General features: G+C 70.9%; 16 protein-coding genes. 10 read left to right on the top strand and 6 right to left on the bottom strand.

Annotated elements, in window-relative coordinates; all coding sequences use genetic code 11:
• Positions 1-57 precede the first annotated feature (57 nt).
• Both FJK98_RS11695 and FJK98_RS11690 read left to right on the top strand, forming a co-directional pair.
• On the top strand, positions 58-747 hold the full coding sequence (locus FJK98_RS11695) for a TetR/AcrR family transcriptional regulator (RefSeq protein ID WP_145919043.1): 690 nt from the start codon (positions 58-60) through the stop codon (positions 745-747).
• Entirely contained in the window at positions 744-1,658 is a 915-nt protein-coding gene (locus FJK98_RS11690; RefSeq protein ID WP_145919042.1) for an alpha/beta fold hydrolase, read from the top strand. The genes FJK98_RS11695 and FJK98_RS11690 overlap by 4 nt, the downstream gene beginning before the upstream one ends.
• Before the next feature lie 170 nt (positions 1,659-1,828).
• Here the strand turns inward: FJK98_RS11690 and FJK98_RS11685 are convergent, their stop codons facing one another.
• Positions 1,829-2,878: an NAD(P)-dependent alcohol dehydrogenase gene (locus tag FJK98_RS11685; protein WP_145919041.1), complete on the bottom strand. Its 1,050-nt coding sequence runs from the start codon at positions 2,876-2,878 to the stop codon at positions 1,829-1,831.
• Positions 2,879-2,974: 96 nt separating this feature from the next.
• On the opposite strand from FJK98_RS11685, the gene FJK98_RS11680 reads away from it, so the two are divergent.
• Positions 2,975-3,571, top strand: a complete 597-nt coding sequence (locus FJK98_RS11680; protein WP_145919040.1) for a TetR family transcriptional regulator — start codon at positions 2,975-2,977, stop codon at positions 3,569-3,571.
• A 135-nt stretch (positions 3,572-3,706) separates the two neighbouring features.
• Here the strand turns inward: FJK98_RS11680 and FJK98_RS11675 are convergent, their stop codons facing one another.
• Positions 3,707-4,351 carry an O-methyltransferase gene (locus FJK98_RS11675; RefSeq protein WP_145919039.1) on the bottom strand — a complete coding sequence of 215 codons (645 nt, stop codon included), beginning with the start codon at positions 4,349-4,351 and terminating at the stop codon, positions 3,707-3,709.
• A gap of 107 nt (positions 4,352-4,458) precedes the next feature.
• Here FJK98_RS11675 and FJK98_RS11670 point away from each other — a divergent pair, with 107 nt between their 5' ends.
• Complete coding sequence (locus tag FJK98_RS11670; protein WP_145919038.1) at positions 4,459-5,049, top strand: TetR/AcrR family transcriptional regulator; 591 nt, start codon at positions 4,459-4,461, stop codon at positions 5,047-5,049.
• Here FJK98_RS11670 and FJK98_RS33160 read toward each other — a convergent pair.
• From FJK98_RS33160 to FJK98_RS11660, 3 genes are all read right to left on the bottom strand, one after another.
• Complete coding sequence (locus FJK98_RS33160; protein WP_168222423.1) at positions 5,046-5,459, bottom strand: hypothetical protein; 414 nt, start codon at positions 5,457-5,459, stop codon at positions 5,046-5,048. The genes FJK98_RS11670 and FJK98_RS33160 overlap by 4 nt on opposite strands.
• Before the next feature lie 253 nt (positions 5,460-5,712).
• On the bottom strand, positions 5,713-5,871 hold the full coding sequence (locus FJK98_RS33155) for a hypothetical protein (protein ID WP_168222422.1): 159 nt from the start codon (positions 5,869-5,871) through the stop codon (positions 5,713-5,715).
• Between the two features lie 130 nt (positions 5,872-6,001).
• On the bottom strand, positions 6,002-6,982 hold the full coding sequence (locus tag FJK98_RS11660) for a zinc-dependent alcohol dehydrogenase family protein (protein WP_145919037.1): 981 nt from the start codon (positions 6,980-6,982) through the stop codon (positions 6,002-6,004).
• Positions 6,983-7,062: 80 nt separating this feature from the next.
• On the opposite strand from FJK98_RS11660, the gene FJK98_RS11655 reads away from it, so the two are divergent.
• The gene (locus tag FJK98_RS11655; protein WP_145919036.1) at positions 7,063-7,422 is read left to right on the top strand and encodes a helix-turn-helix domain-containing protein; all 360 of its coding nucleotides are present in this window, start codon (positions 7,063-7,065) and stop codon (positions 7,420-7,422) included.
• A gap of 184 nt (positions 7,423-7,606) precedes the next feature.
• Positions 7,607-8,869, top strand: a complete 1,263-nt coding sequence (locus tag FJK98_RS11650; protein WP_145919035.1) for a PHB depolymerase family esterase — start codon at positions 7,607-7,609, stop codon at positions 8,867-8,869.
• A 101-nt stretch (positions 8,870-8,970) separates the two neighbouring features.
• Here FJK98_RS11650 and FJK98_RS11645 read toward each other — a convergent pair whose 3' ends face one another.
• On the bottom strand, positions 8,971-9,909 hold the full coding sequence (locus FJK98_RS11645; RefSeq protein WP_205789417.1) for a LysR substrate-binding domain-containing protein: 939 nt from the start codon (positions 9,907-9,909) through the stop codon (positions 8,971-8,973).
• A 109-nt stretch (positions 9,910-10,018) separates the two neighbouring features.
• Between FJK98_RS11645 and FJK98_RS11640 the strand changes: the two genes are divergently transcribed.
• The 4 genes from FJK98_RS11640 to FJK98_RS11625 all read left to right on the top strand — a co-directional run bounded on the left by FJK98_RS11640 (position 10,019) and on the right by FJK98_RS11625 (position 15,152).
• Positions 10,019-10,936 (top strand): NAD(P)H-binding protein, encoded by a 918-nt coding sequence (locus FJK98_RS11640; protein WP_145919033.1) that lies wholly within the window; start codon positions 10,019-10,021, stop codon positions 10,934-10,936.
• Positions 10,926-11,291, top strand: a complete 366-nt coding sequence (locus tag FJK98_RS11635; protein ID WP_145919032.1) for a darcynin family protein — start codon at positions 10,926-10,928, stop codon at positions 11,289-11,291. Before FJK98_RS11640 ends, FJK98_RS11635 begins: the two co-directional genes overlap by 11 nt.
• Before the next feature lie 170 nt (positions 11,292-11,461).
• Positions 11,462-12,037: a hypothetical protein gene (locus FJK98_RS11630; RefSeq protein WP_240762759.1), complete on the top strand. Its 576-nt coding sequence runs from the start codon at positions 11,462-11,464 to the stop codon at positions 12,035-12,037.
• Between the two features lie 274 nt (positions 12,038-12,311).
• Positions 12,312-15,152 carry a PQQ-dependent sugar dehydrogenase gene (locus FJK98_RS11625; RefSeq protein WP_145919031.1) on the top strand — a complete coding sequence of 947 codons (2,841 nt, stop codon included), beginning with the start codon at positions 12,312-12,314 and terminating at the stop codon, positions 15,150-15,152.
• Positions 15,153-15,199 lie beyond the last annotated feature (47 nt).

Below are 15,199 nucleotides of genomic sequence, written 5' to 3'. Positions count from 1 at the left end.
GCGCCGACCGGGGGCCGCCGGTCGACGGTCCCGACACCCTGAGATACGATACGGGACGTGGCGTATCGTAATGAAGAATCGTCAGGGGCCCGGGGACGGCCGCGCGATGCCGAGCTTGAGCGTCGGATCACCGCGGCCGTCCTCGACATCCTCGCCGAGGACGGGTACGAGGACGTGACCTTCGAAGCGGTGGCCCGACGCTGCCAGACGTCGAAGGCCAGCCTGTACCGGCGGTGGGGGTCCAAGCGGGACATGGTCATCGCCGCGGTGAAGGCAGGGCCCGCCCGGCACTCGACATCCCCGCTACCGCAGGGGGCCACCCTGCGCGAGGACCTGCTGATCCTGGCCCGGCGGCTGGAACGCACGATGGCCGCCGCCGACATCGGCACCGCGTTGATGCTGCTCCAGGCCGGGCTGAAAGACCCCGAACTGTGCGACGCCATCGAGAGCTCCGCCGGCCCCACGGGTGCCAGGCTGCCGCAGGCGGTCATCGACGCCGCGGTGGCCCGTGGCGAGCTGCCCACCGGCGCGAGCCCGTTCGCCTTCGACGAGGTCGTCGGGTCGGTGCTGCTGCTCCGGCACGCGAACGGCCTCGCGGTCGACGACGCCCACCTGTCCGCACTCGTGGACACCGTGATCATCCCGGCGCTCGTCGCCTCCGCCACCAGCGGCACCACGCTGCCCGCCGGCCTCTTCTCCGGCCATCCCGAAACCCGCACCACCGACCCGATCCGGGAGGATTCATGACCACACCGTTCGTGATCGACAACTTCACCTACCGCACGGTCACCGGCGACACCGGCGTCGACCTCAACGTCGCCGTCGGCGGCCAGGGGCCGGCCGTCGTGCTGCTCCACGGCTTCCCGCAGACCCACTACATGTGGCGCCACGTCGCCGCGAAACTCGCGACCGACCACACCGTCATCGTCCCCGACCTGCGCGGTTACGGGGCCAGCGGCAAGCCCGTCGCCGACGACCCGGACACCTACTCCAAGCGCACGATGGGCAACGACGTGATCGCCATCACCCGCCAGCTCGGCTTCGACCACTTCGGGCTCATCGGCCACGACCGCGGTGCCCTCGTCGCCGTCCGGACCGGGCTCGACCACCCCGAAGCGGTGCGCTACCTCGGCATCCTCGACGTCCTGCCGACCCTGGACACGTGGGCCGTCCTGCACGGCGTCAACGCCAAGGTCGCCTGGCACCTCTACCTCATGGCCCAGCCGGCCGGCCTGCCCGAGAAGATGATCGCCGCCGTCGGCCCCGAGTTCTTCGGCTCCTTCCTCGACGCCTGGGACCCCACCGGCACCACCTTCACCCGCGACGAGCGCGACCACTACGTCGACAGCTCCGTCGCCGCGATCGACTCGATCGTCGCCGACTACCGCGCGACGGCCAGCATCGACCTCGACATGGACATCGCCGACCGTGAACGCGGCGCACACCTCACGATGCCCGTCGGCGTCATCTCCCAGGACTGGGGCTCCCAGCTCGGCTTCGACGCCTCCGCGCTCTGGCGCGCATGGGCCCCGGACCTCACCTACCAGGCCACCGACAGCGGACACTTCATGGCCGAGGAGAACCCCGACGAGATCGTCGCGTTCATCACCGGGCTGGCCGGGCGCGCTCCCGCCACCGGGCACCGGAACAAGCAATGAGATCTGTGTCCGGGGTGGGTCGGGTCGCGCGCCCGGCCGTACGAGGACGGTCGCCCACGCCGCACCCACGGCGACGGCCGGGCGCGCCGCTGTCTCGGCCCACGCGGCCGACGAGCAGAACGTATCGGCGGACGGCCCCGGTCGACGCGGGCACGGACACCGGTGGCGTCTCAGTCGAGGTCGGCGAGGTCCAGCACGAAGCGGTAGCGGACGTCGCCGCGTGCGAGCCGGTCGAGGGCCTGGTGGATCCGGGCGGACGGCAGCAGTTCGATGTCGGCGGTGATGTCGTGCTCGGCGGCGAAGGACAACAGGTCGGCGGTGTGCCTGGTGCCGCCGGTGCCCGATGAGCTGAGCTTCTTGCGGCCGAAGGTCAGCTCCATGAGGTTCACCGGTGTCTGCATGGGGAAGCCGAGCACGCTGAGGGTGCCGTCGAGGGTCAGCAGCCGCAGCAGCGGCGACAGGTCGTGCGGGCCGGAGATGGTGTCCAGGATGAGGTCGAAGCTGCTGGCGGCCCGCGCGAGCCGGGCGTCGTCGGTCGTGACGAGCAGATCGACGGCACCGAGCTTGCGGGCGTCGTCGGCCTTGCCCGCGCTACGGCTCAGCACGGTGACCTCGGCGCCGAGTGCGGCGGCGAGCTTGACACCCAGATGGCCGAGGCCGCCGAGGCCGGCGACCGCCACCCGGCTACCGACGCCGATTCCCGCCGCGCGCAGCGGCTCCCACATGGTGATGCCGGCGCACATCAGCGGTGCCGCGCCGGCCGGGTCGAGGCCGGCGGGCAGCTGGTAGGCGAACTTCTCCCGCAGTACGTACTCGCGGCTGTACGCGCCCTTGGTGATGGTGCCGTCGAGCCGGTCGGGGCTGCCGTAGGTGCTGGTGGGTCGTTCGAGGCAGAAGTTCTCCTGGCCGACCTGGCACATGGAGCAGGTCCCGCAGGAGTCGACGAGGGTGCCGACGGCGACCCGGTCGCCGGGAGCGAAGCGGGTCACCGCCGGCCCGACGGCGGTGACGGTGCCGGTGAATTCGTGGCCGGGCACCACGCCGGCGGCGTTCTTGTAGTGCGGCATCATGCCGCTGAGCAGGTGCAGGTCGCTGTGGCAGACGCCGCAGTAGTCGACGCGGACCGCGACGTCGTCGCTGCGCAGGTCCCGCCGCTCGATCGTCGCCCGTTGCAGGGCGACGGTGCCGTCCACGCTCTGCCAGCCGATGGTCGTCCTCATGGACACCCCTTCCAAACAAACCGTTCTGTATTTTTTTAACCTAGCCAGCCGGCACGCCGAAAGCAACCGACTCGTCGGTTTGTTAGAGTTGGTGGCATGTCGTCAGGGCCCGTGACCGCCAAAGGCGCGGCAACCAGCCGCCGCATCCTGGACGCCGCCGTCGTCGAGTTCGCCGAACGAGGCATCGCCGGAGCCAGGATCGACCGCATCACCGCAGCGGCACGCACGAACAAGGCCCAGGTGTACGGCTACTTCGGCAACAAGGACGGCCTGTTCGACGCCGTCATCGCCGACCGCGCGGACCAGCTCATGAGCGTGGTCGCGTTCGACGCGGACGACCTGCCCGCATCGGCGGTGGCGATGTACGACGCGAACCTGCGCGACCCTCAACTGGTTCGACTGCTGACCTGGCTACGCCTGGAACGGCGGCCCACCGGCAGCCTGGGCCGGGCCGCCGACCACGAGTCGAAGCTGGCGGGGATCGCCCGGGCGCAGGCCGCCGGCCGTGTCCGCGCGGGCGATCCCTCCGACCTGTTCACCCTGGTCCTCAGCATGGCGTTCGCCTGGTCGGCGGCCAGCATCGTGCACGCCGCGACCGCCGACGAACCCGACGAGGACCACGAGCGGCGGCGCAGGCTCCTGGCCGGGTGCGTCCGGGACGCGATCTCACCGGGCACAGCACCACCGGACTGACCCGGCAAGCGGACAGCGTTCGGGACGTCGGCCAGGGTCCCGTGTCGATGTCGGCGGCGGGGGCGCCGGGGCGATCCGCCGCCTGAGCGTCAACGCTGCGCCACGCCCCGCCGACGCGCCCCAGCCGATCTGTGATCAGCGGCCCGTCCAGCAGCTGAGTTCCATGCCGTCCTCGACCGGGAAGTCGATGCTGACGTAGCCGTTGCCCGGGTCGCGGACGTAGGCCAGGTAGTCGCCCATCGACTCGAACGTGGAGTCGTCGCCGACGACCAGGGCGCCCGGGGCGAGCCGGTCCTCAAGCAGGCGCAGGACGGGCAGGCACAGCTCCTTCCAGCCGTCGAGCAGCGCCAGGCCGATCGGGCCGCCGATCGCGCCGAGGGTGGTCAGCGCGTCACCTTCGAGCACGGTCACGATGTCGCTGAACCCGGCCTGCTCGATGGTGGCGCGGGCCGCCCTGACCTTGGTCGCGCTGAGTTCGGTCGTCGTGACGTGCCCGGTCCCGTTGTCCCGCACGGCCGCGGCGAGGTAGAGCGTCGAGATCCCGTACGAGGTGCCGAACTCAACCACCGTCTGCGGTCGGGCCGCGCGGACCAGGGCGTAGAGCAGGTCGCCGCCGCGGGCCGAGATCGGCATGTAGACGTCTTCGAGCAGGTCGGAACGTTCCTGGGGGGTGGCCGTGGGGGCGGGCCGGCACGGCGATCGCTCGTCGTCGCGCTCGGCCTCGGTGAACAGCCGGACGATCAGGTCGCGGACCGCCGGGTCGTGCAGTGTCGTCGTCATGAAGGGTAGATTAGACGCAACGTTGCGTCTAGGGAAGATGTGGGTCTTGTAGCGTCTCGGAAGACGTGGATCACACGGGAGAGACACCTCACGGGAAGGAGCGCCCGATGCACCGCGGCAACCGGCACGGCCGCAGCGAGGCGGCCCGCGAGGCCGTGCTCCAGGCGGCCGACGACCTCGTCGCCGAGATCGGCTACGCCAAGGTCACCATCGAAGGCATCGCCGCCCGGGCCGGCGTCGCCAAGCAGACCATCTACCGGTGGTGGCGCTCCAAGACCGACATCCTGGTCGACGCGTTCACCGCCGACAGCGCCCAGGAACTCACCCTGCCCGACACCGGCGCCTTCCGCACCGACCTACGCGCCCACCTCGACGAACTGGTCCGCTTCCTGGAGGTGTCCGACTCCGGCGCGGTGTTCCGGGCCCTGGCCGGCCAGGCCCAACACGACCCCGACCTGGCCACCCGGCTACGCGCGGAGGTTCTACCCCGGCTACGCGCCCGCGACCGGGTGCCGTTCGACCGGGCCACGGCACGCGGCGAACTGCCCGCCGACACCGACGTCGACCTCCTCGTCGACCAGACGGTCGGACCGATCCACTTCCGGGTGCTCGTCACGGGCGAACCCGTGACACCCGCCCTACTGGACGCGCTGGTCACCACGGCCGCCCAGCACCAGCCGGGCGCGGTAGCCACCTAGATCCTGCATCGGAGCCGAGTGCCGGGCCCGATTCGCGCCACCAGGGGCACCTGTACAGGACACCCGCTCTCGCCGGTGACGACAGGCGCGTCCTCGGCGAACTGGACACCATGCGAGACAACCTGCGTTACCAGATCGCCGAGCCGCACCGCTGGGCAGGTCAATTCCGACGCACCCTGATAGCCCACGCCGTCCAGGGCTCGAACTCGATCGAGGGTTACCAGGTATCCCTGGACGACGCCGCCGCGGCCGTTGCCGGCGACGAACCGGTAGAGACGAACCCACAGACCTGGGAGGTCATCACCGGCTACCGGGACGCCCTCACCTACGTACAACAACTCGCCCGCTCGCACGAGTTCGCCTGGCAGCACATGCTGCTCGACGCGCTGCACTTCATGATGCTCCGCCACGACCTCAGCATGTGGCCGGCCGCTTCCGCCCCGGAGACATCCACATCGCTGCCACCGGCGGTCGAGTCCGCCGCACCATATACCAGCGCGACGAGAACCTCACCGACGACCAAGCCACCCGCGACCTTCGCCACCTCGTCCGAGCGGGCATGCTCGAACAGCACGGCGAGACCCGAGGCAGGTTCTACCTCACCTCACCTCACCTCGCCGACGCTCCGCGATCACGCCGCCCCGACGCTGCCCCCTAGAGAGATCATCGACCCGTACCGACGGTGCGGCTCAGCCAGGAACCGCAAGTCCGCGCCGACCCGGGAAATCCTTGCCCGAGCATTTCGGCACCTCCTGCCGCATCCGCGAACCCGAGCTCGGCATGCACTTCGATCCGCTGCGCATCCTCCTCGACCAGGTTCACCAGCCGCCACGTCGTAACCGGGCTGTCGGCAGCCGTGGGTGTTGCGCAAGGCGGCCGTTGCCCCGTGACGGCCGTTGCGACAGGAGACGAAGCCTCTGGGGCAAGGCGGGGCAGCTGGCCAGGCCGACGACTACGGCGTCACCACGATCTTGCCGGCCGCCGTTCCCTGCTCCAGGTACCGGTGGGCCTCGACGATGTCGTCCAGTGTGAACACCCGGTCCACCACCGGCCGCAACACGCCGGTGCGGACACCGGCGGTCAGGAACGCGGCGACCCGCCGGGCGGTCACCGGGTCGACCATGTCCGCGAGACTCATGTAGCGGTGGATGGTCAGCGACGGATTCGCCGGGAACGACGCCGGCCGTGGGTCCAGCCAGCCCACCGTGGCCAGGGTGCCGCCGAGCTTCGCGGCCAGCGACAGTGCGGCCAGGCCCGGGCCCATGACGGCGTCCAGGACGATGTCGACGCCCGCTCCCCCGGTGTGCCGCCGGGCCGCCTCCGCGACGTCCTCCCGGTCGGTGGCGATCACCGCGGCGGCCCCGGCGGCCACCAGGCCGTCCACCTTGGCGCTGCGCCGGGTGACCGCGATCGGCACCGCGCCGATCTGGTGGGCGATCTGGATCGCGGCCCGCCCCACCCCGCCCGACGCGGCGGTGATCAGGATCCGGTCCCCGGGTCGCATTCCGGCCCTCTCCACCAGCGCACCGTAGGCGGTGAAGTACGACACCCAGAGCGCCGCCGCATCGACGGGCTCCAGCCCGGCGGGCCGGGGCACCACCCGGTCGGCCGGCAGCGTGGTGTACTCGGCGTACGCGCCTCGGGTCTCGAAGTCGGGTATCGCACCCAGGATGACGGGGTCGCCGACGGTCAGCCCGGTCACCGTGGACCCGACCGCGTCGATCACACCGGTTCCCTCGACGCCCAGCCGTGCGTGCGGCAACCGCACGGGCCGTGGGGACTGCCCGCCCCGGACCAGCTGATCGATCGGGTTGACGGCGAAGGCTTCGATCCGTACGCGGACCTCGTCGGCTGCGGGCTCGACGACCGGCTCGTCGACGACGCGCAGAACGTCCGGACCGCCGGTCTCGTCGAACACGACTACTCGTGGCATGGAGGGCTCCCTGTGCTCCTGATGGGGTCACCGGGGAACGCTACGGAGCCGATAGGAACCTGCTGGTAACTTTTGGCCCTGTGCCCAACGCTCACGGTCAGGTCTTCCTCGCCGACTGTCCCACCCGCCTGGCCGTCGAGATCATCACCGAGAAGTGGGCGGTGATCGTGCTGTTCGCGCTCAGTCTGCAACCCCGACGCCCCGGCGAGCTGGCCGACCTCATCGGCGGCGTCTCCCACAAGGTCCTCACCCAGACCCTGCGCCGCCTGCAGGCGTACGGTCTGGTCGACCGCCGCGCGTACGCCGAAGCTCCCCCGCGTGTCGAGTACAGCCTCACCGCACTCGGGCAGACCCTGGTCGGGCCGATCACGGTCCTGACCGACTGGGCCCGCGACAACGGCGAAGCCATCGTCGACTTCCAGGAACAGAACGGGGGCTGAGGCACCCGTCCCACCGGAGATCCCGGCTCCGGCCGGCCGGTGCGCCCGGGCCGGAGCCATGTCGATGCACGCAGCGGATCACCACCGGGCGTCGTTACGTCGTCGGTGGCCGGTTGCCAGCGGATCTCCCCGACGCTACGTTGACCCTCTATCGACAGACGTCTACATAGTTGTCGGGGGTCGCATGTCCACGTCGGTCACTCGCCGCACCGTCCTGGCCGGTGGCGCCGGCGCCGCCATCGGCCTCGCGCTGCCCGGCCCTGCCGCCCACGCCGGCGGCCGCCACCCCAGCGTCAGCTTCACCCTCGACGCGACGACGCTCGACGGCGGCGAACAGGTCACCTCGGTCACCCTCGACACCCGCCGGCTCGGGCCGATCGACGCCGCCGGGCTCCACCCCGGCACGTTCACCGTGCACGCCAGGGCCACCAGCCCGATCCCGATCGCTCCCGGCGACGTGATCTTCAGCGAGTACGACCTGGACCGTACGGTGACCGCAGCCCGGCTCGACCGGCAGGGAAACATCGTGCTCGACCTGAGCCACGGCGAAGGGCAACTCGGCGGCGGCACCCTCGGCTACATCCTGAGCAAGGGGCGCAACGTCCGGCTGGACCTCGTCTACACCATCACGCAGAACACCCCGCTCGCCCGGCGGCACGGCCCACCCGTCACCATCACCGACTTCGTCCAGAGGCGGCTGTCGAACCCCGAGGTGGACGCCTTCAGCCACCACGTCTCGGGCTCCGGCATGAAGTACCGGTTGTACTCCCCGAAGCGTTCACCGCACCGTGGCCGGCGACCGCTGATCCTCTGGCTGCACGGTGCCGGCGAGGGCGCCTCCCTGCCCGACGGCTACTACGACAACGAGACCACGCTGCGCGCCAACCGGGGCGCGTTGGGCTTCGCCACCCCGCAGGCGCAACGGATCTTCTCCGACGCGTACGTCGTCGCCCCGCAGAGCACCTCCTACTGGATGGAGGACGGTCCCCGGTTCGCGCCGCTGATCCGCGACATCGTCGGGGACCTCGTCCGCCGTGAGCGCGTCGACGCCGACCGGATCTACGTGGTCGGGTGCAGCAACGGCGGCTACATGTCGCTGGAGATGACCGTCGCCTATCCCGACCTGTTCGCCGCGTCGGTGCCGATCTGCGGCGTCGTCGAGCCACTCGACGGCCAGGGCCCGCCGCTGGTCACCGACGCGGAACTTGCGGCGATCCACACCCCGACCTGGCTGGTCACCTCGCTCGACGACGACACCGTGCCGCCGGAGACCAACACGGTCCACGCCCACGACCTGATCCCGGGATCCCTGCTCACCCTGTACGACCAGGTCGTCTGGAACGGCTACCGGTTCCCCGGTCACTTCTCCTGGATCTACGTGGCCCGCAACGACCCGAGCCTCGACGGCACCCACATCTGGCAGTGGATGTCCCGCCGTCACCGGTGATCCGCCGCATCCGCACACGCAGACGCGCCGCCCCGTCCAGGTCTCCCACAGCGGTGCGGCTCGCCCCGACGGGCACGTGTACACGGCCTGATGCGCAGGTCCTATTCCGCTCCGACGGGACGGAGCACGTGGCGCACGGCGTCACGCAGCCACTGGTGGGCGCCGTCGACGCCGTGCCGTGGGTGCCAGGCCATGCCGATCGTCAGCGGCGGCAGTGGCAGTGGGATCTCCAGCAGGCGCAGTCCCAGCGCGTGCGCCGCGTCGCTGAGTCGTGACGAAGGCTCACCCGGCAGCGCGGTCGGCACCAGGCAGACCACGTCCTCGGCTGCGGCCAGCATCATCGCGGCCAGGTGTCCGGGCAGGACGGCGCTGACCCGCCGGCTGAGCCCCTGCGCGGCCAGGGCCGTGTCCAGCGGACCGGCAAAACGTCCACGGCGGCTGACCGCCACGTGCTCGGCCGCAGCGAGCCGGGCGGCGGTCAGAGTTCCCTCGGTGAGGGGGTGCCCGGCCCTGACACCGGCCGCCATCCGCAGGGTGACGAGTTCTTCGACGCGGGTCTCCGGGTCGACGTGGTCGATGGCACCGATCTCCAGGTCGATCCGTCCGTCACGCAGCGCGGGGCCGGCCTCCCACTCCTCGGCCAGCACCCGCAGCGAAACGCCCGGTGCCCGGCGTCGGGCGAGCCGGAGCAGGCCGGGCGCGACTGCGGCACCGACCAGGTCCGCGGCCTGGACGGTGAAGGTGCGCCGCAGTGCCGCAGGATCGATTCCGCCGCTCGGGGCGAGCAACGCCTCCAGGCGACGTACCACCGCGCCGGCCTCGTCCCGCAGCGCCTCGGCGCGCGGAGTGGGCACCATCCGCTGTCCGGCCCGCACCAGTAGTGGATCTCGGAGCACCCGGCGTAACCGGGCCAGGGTACGGCTCATCGCCGCGGGGGAGGTCTGCAGCCGCGCGGCGGCGCGGGTGACGCTCTGCTCGGTCAGTAGGGCGTCGAGAGCGACGGCGAGGTTGGCGTCGAGGTTCGGGGCTGGGCTGCTCACCGCATTTATTCCACTTCAGGCAATGATTGGGTGCTGAAGTTCCCATTGTGGCAATGCGGTGCCCGTCCGCACGATGGGTGGGTCCTGCCGATCCGACAATCGAGGTTTCATGATCGTGATTACCGGTCCCACCGGGAACATCGGGCGGCAACTGCTGTCGCTGCTGATCGAGGCCGCACCGGCCGGCCGTGAGGAGTTGCGTGTCGTCGTCCGGGATCCGGCCCGGCTGCCCGAAGACGTCCGGGGACGGGTCGAGGTGGTCGTCGGCTCGCACGGCGACGCCGCGACCGTCGAGCGTGCCTTCGCCGGAGCGGACGCCGTGTTCTGGCTGGTGCCGCCGGACGCCTCCGTCACGCCCGACGACGCCTACAGCGGCTTCACCCGACCGGCCGCGCGGGCTTTCGCCGCCAGCGGCGTCGGCCATGTTGTCGGCGTCTCGGCGCTCGGCCGTGGCACCCCGCAGGCTGCCCGGGCCGGGCTGGTCACCGCCTCCCTGGCCATGGACGACCTGATCGCCGGCTCCGGCGTCGCCTACCGCGCCCTGGCCTGCCCGTCCTTCTTCGAGAACCTGCTGGAGGAGGTCGACGCGATCCGCGACGACGGTGTCTTCACCGACACCGTCGCCGCGGACCGTCCGGCCCCCATGGTGGCCGTCGCCGACATCGCCGCCGCCGCGGCCGGGCTGCTGCTGGACCGCTCCTGGACCGGTATGGGCGACGTCCCTGTGCTCGGCCCGCAGGACCTCTCGCCCGACGACCTGGCCCGCATCATGACCGAGGAACTGGGCCGTCCGGTCCGCTACCAGCGTCAGTCGCTCGACGAACTGCGCTCCACCATGCTCGGCTACGGCCTCAACGCGGCGTTCGTCGAGGCCATGGTCGACATGAAACGCGCCAAGGACGAGGGCCTGGACGCGGGCGTCGAGCGCGCACCGCAGGCGGGGCCGGCCACCGCGTTCGCGCAGTGGTGCGCCCAGACGCTCAGGCCCGCCGTCCTCACCACCCGGGAGACCACCGATGCCCACTGACCGAACCGAGCCGCCGGTCACCGCTTTCATGCTGGTCAAAACCACGCCCGAGTGGCTGGCGATGACCGTGGCCGAACGCGTCCAGGCCTTCACCACCCACGTTCTGCCCGTCATCCAGGCCCGCACCCGCGGTGTCCGCTCCCGCTTCTACGACACGGAGTGCTACTCGGCGCGGGTCACCGACATCTGGGTCTGGGAGGCGGACGACCACGACGCCTACCGCCTGCTGATAGACGCCCTGCGCGAAACCCCCTTCTGGGACCGCTACTTCCAGGTCGTCGACCTGGTCGTGGGCACCGAGAACGGATACGCCCGCACCTACGGCCTGAAGCCGCTGGCCACCCTCGCCACCTGACGCTCCGCCGGACCGGCCGGTGCCGCCGTCGCCCGACGGAGGCACCGGCTCGGCGGAAGATGATCCAGCCGGTACCTCCCGTTCCTGTTCAGCGGGCGCCGGCCAGCCGGGCCATGTGCCCGTCCTCCAGCGGCACGTGCACCGCGTCGACGGCCTCGTCGAGCTGCGCGATGCTGCTCACGCCGACGTTCCGCCGGATGCCCTGCCGCAGCGGCCTGGACTGGGTCACCGCCAACCCGCTGCCGTACGTGACCTCGCCGTACACCTGCTTCCGACGCTCCGCGGCACGGAACCGGACGCTGCCCACCGATGCCGTCATCCGACTGCTCGACGACCAGGACAGCGGCGTACGGACCACGATGGCCACCCACGCGCCACACCTCGTCGACCCGACGACAGCCGAACGCATCGACCGCGGCTTCCCACCCGACAAGAAGACAGCCTGGCGCCCCGCCGACCTGCTCACGCTCCCACCGCAGACCCTCCGCCGCCTCGGCAGCGACCCGGACCCACGGATGCGATGCCTGGCGCCCCGGGACCCGGACCTTCCCGTCGAGACAGCCGAACAGCTGGCCACCGACCCCGACAGCACAGTCCGCCGAGCCGTTGCCGGGCATCCCCGTCTTCCGGTCCACGTACGTCGTGCCCTGCTCGCCGATCCGGACGAGCACGTGGCGGGGGCAGCCGCCGCAGCGGCCCTGCCCTTCGCCGACATGGACCGACTACTCACCCTTGCCGGAGTCTGACCGCATCGGACACCAACACGAGACCGTTCCCGTCGTCTCGGCCCGCGCCGCAACGGCGGGACTTTTCGTGGTTCGAGCGAAAGTCTGCCCTGGTTCAACAGAAGGTATGGACAGAGGGATCGAAACAGCTTAATGTCTTCGCCATCACGAAAGTGTTTCGGCGAGGTGAACCGGCGGCGCGGTGAACCATCGACCCCCTCCCCCGCTACGGCATCCGGCGCGACGGCGCGCGCCCCGCCCTGGCATTCGAACGTCAGGAAGGGACGGACAGCCAGTGTCCTCACACGATGGCGCGTTCGGCCGGCGAACGGCGTCGGTCAGCTCCGCACTACTCCTGGTGGCCGCCGCCGGGCTGGTCGCCCTGGGCAGCCCGACCCCCGCCCAGGCCCACACCATCAACCCCACCGACTTCCAGCAGGTCACCCTGGCCAAGGGGGAACCCGAGGTCGGCGAGCCCATGACCATCGCGGTGCTGCCCGACCGGTCGGTGCTGCACACCGCCCGCAACGGCACGCTGCGGCGCACCGACGCCGCCGGCACCACCACCGTGGTGGGCACGATCCCCGTCTACACCCACGACGAGGAGGGCCTGCAGGGCGTCGGGGTGGACCCGAACTTCACCACCAACCGGCACGTCTACCTGTACTACGCCCCACCGCTGTCCACCCCCGCCGGGGACGCCCCGGCCACCGGCACGGACTTCTCCGCCTGGCAGGGCGTGAACCGGCTGTCCCGGTTCACCCTCAACGCCAACTGGACGCTGAACACGTCCAGCCAGGTCAACATCCTGGACGTGCCGGCCGACCGGGGCATCTGCTGCCACGTCGGCGGGGACATCGACTTCGACGCGTCCGGGAACCTGTACCTGTCGACAGGCGACGACAGCAACCCGTTCGACTCCGCCGGCTATTCGCCGATCGACGAGCGGACCAACCGTAACCCCGCCTACGACGCGCAGCGCAGCGCGGCCAACACCAACGACCTGCGCGGCAAGATCCTGCGGATCAAGGTGAACGCGGACGGCAGCTACTCCGTCCCGGCCGGGAACATGTTCGCCCCGGGCACCGCGCGGACCCGTCCGGAGATCTACGCGATGGGGTTCCGCAACCCGTTCCGGATGAGCGTGGACAGGGCCACCGGGGTGGTCTACGTCGGCGACTACGGCCCGGACGCCGGCACCACCGGCACGCGCGGCCCCAGCGGGCAGGTCGAGTTCAACCGGGTGACCGGGCCGGGCAACTACGGCTGGCCGTACTGCACCGGCACCAACACCGCCGCCGAGACGTACGCGGAGTGGGACTTCGCCGCCGGCACCGCGGGTGCCAAGTACAACTGCACCGGTGGGCCGACCAACAACTCGTTCCGCAACACCGGCCTGCCCACCCTGCCCGGGGCGCAACCGGCCTGGATCCGGTACGCCGGTGACGCCGGCACCCCGGCGGAGTTCGGTGGCGGCTCCGAGTCGCCGATGGCCGGTCCGGTCTACCGCTACAGCGCGTCGAACCCGTCCACCACGAAGTTCCCGCAGTCCTTCGACGGCCAGTTCTTCGCCGCCGAACTGGGCCGGGGCTGGATCAAGCCCATCCACGTGAACGCCGACGGCTCCCGGGGCACCATCGACGCGTCGTTCCCCTGGAACGGTAAGCAGGTGATGGACTCCGCGTTCGGCCCGGACGGCGCGCTGTACGTCCTCGACTACGGCACCGGCTACTTCAACGGTGACGCCAACTCGGCGCTGTACCGGTACGACTACGTCGCCGGTGGCAACCGGGCGCCGACCGCCGCCGCCACCGCCGACCGGACCTCCGGGGCGGCACCGCTGACGGTGAACTTCTCGTCGGCCGGGTCGTCGGACCCGGAGGGCGGGGCGCTGACCTACTCGTGGGCGTTCGGTGACGGCACCACCTCCACGGCGGCCAACCCCAGCAAGACGTTCACCGCCAACGGCACCTACAACGTCACCCTGACCGTGAGGGACCCGCAGGGCGCGACCGGTACCGCCAGCGTGCAGATCGGCGTCGGCAACACCGCCCCGACCGTCACCATCACCGGCCCGGCGAACGGCTCGCTCTTCTCCTACGGCGACACGGTGCCGTTCAGCATCACCGTCACCGACCCCGAGGACGGCACGGTCGACTGCACCAAGGTCAAGATGACCTACGTGCTCGGCCACGACCAGCACGGCCACCAGATCACCTCGAAGAACGGCTGCTCCGGCACGATCACCATCCCGGTCGACGGTGAGCACGACGACGCGGCGAACATCTTCGCGATCTTCGACGCCGAGTACACCGACGCCGGTGGGCTGACCACCCACCAGCAGCACACCCTCCAGCCGCGCAAGCGCCAGGCCGAGCACCTCAAGACCTCCTCGGGGGTGACCCTCTACGACAAGGCCACGGCCGAGGGCGGCCGGACCGTCGGCAGCATCGACAACGGCGACTGGATCGCGTTCGAGCCGTACCGGCTCGACAAGGCCACCTCGTTCAGCGCCCGGGTCTCCTCCAACGGCGTCGGCGGCACCCTCCAGGTGCGGACGGGTTCGCCCACCGGCACCGTGTTGGGCCAGGCGACCGTCCCGGTCACCGGCGGCTGGGAGACCTTCACCACCGTCACCGGCGCCATCTCCGGCGCGCCGGCCAGCACCGGCACGCTCTACCTCACCTTCGCCGGGGGCACCGGGGCGCTGTTCGACCTCGACACGTTCACGTTCGTCACCGGCGGCGCCTCCTCCGGCACCGGGCCGATCGTCGGGCTCGGCGGCAAGTGCCTGGACGTCCGCAACGCGGCCACCGCCGACGGCACCCAGATCCAGATCTGGACCTGCAACGGCACCGCAGCGCAGACCTGGTCGGTCACCCCGAACAGCACCGTCAAGGCACTGGGCAAATGCCTGGACATCTCCGGCGGCGGCTCCGCCGACGGCACGAAGATCCAACTGTGGACGTGCAACGGCAGCGGCGCCCAGAACTGGTCCGCCCAGACCGACGGCACCCTGCGCAACCCCCAGTCCGGCAAATGCCTCGACGTGTCCAACAACAGCGCCACCGACGGGCAGGCCGTCCACCTCTGGACCTGCCTGGCCGCCACCAACCAGAAGTGGACCCTGCCGTGACCCGGCAAGCGGGGCACCCGGCACCCTCCTCCACCCGTTCGGGAGAG

Origin of the sequence: Micromonospora sp. HM134 (genome assembly GCF_007833915.1) — a bacterium.
Lineage (GTDB): Bacteria > Actinomycetota > Actinomycetes > Mycobacteriales > Micromonosporaceae > Micromonospora > Micromonospora wenchangensis.
The sequence above is the reverse complement of the archived record's forward strand: the minus strand, read 5'-3'. Positions and strand labels throughout refer to the sequence as shown.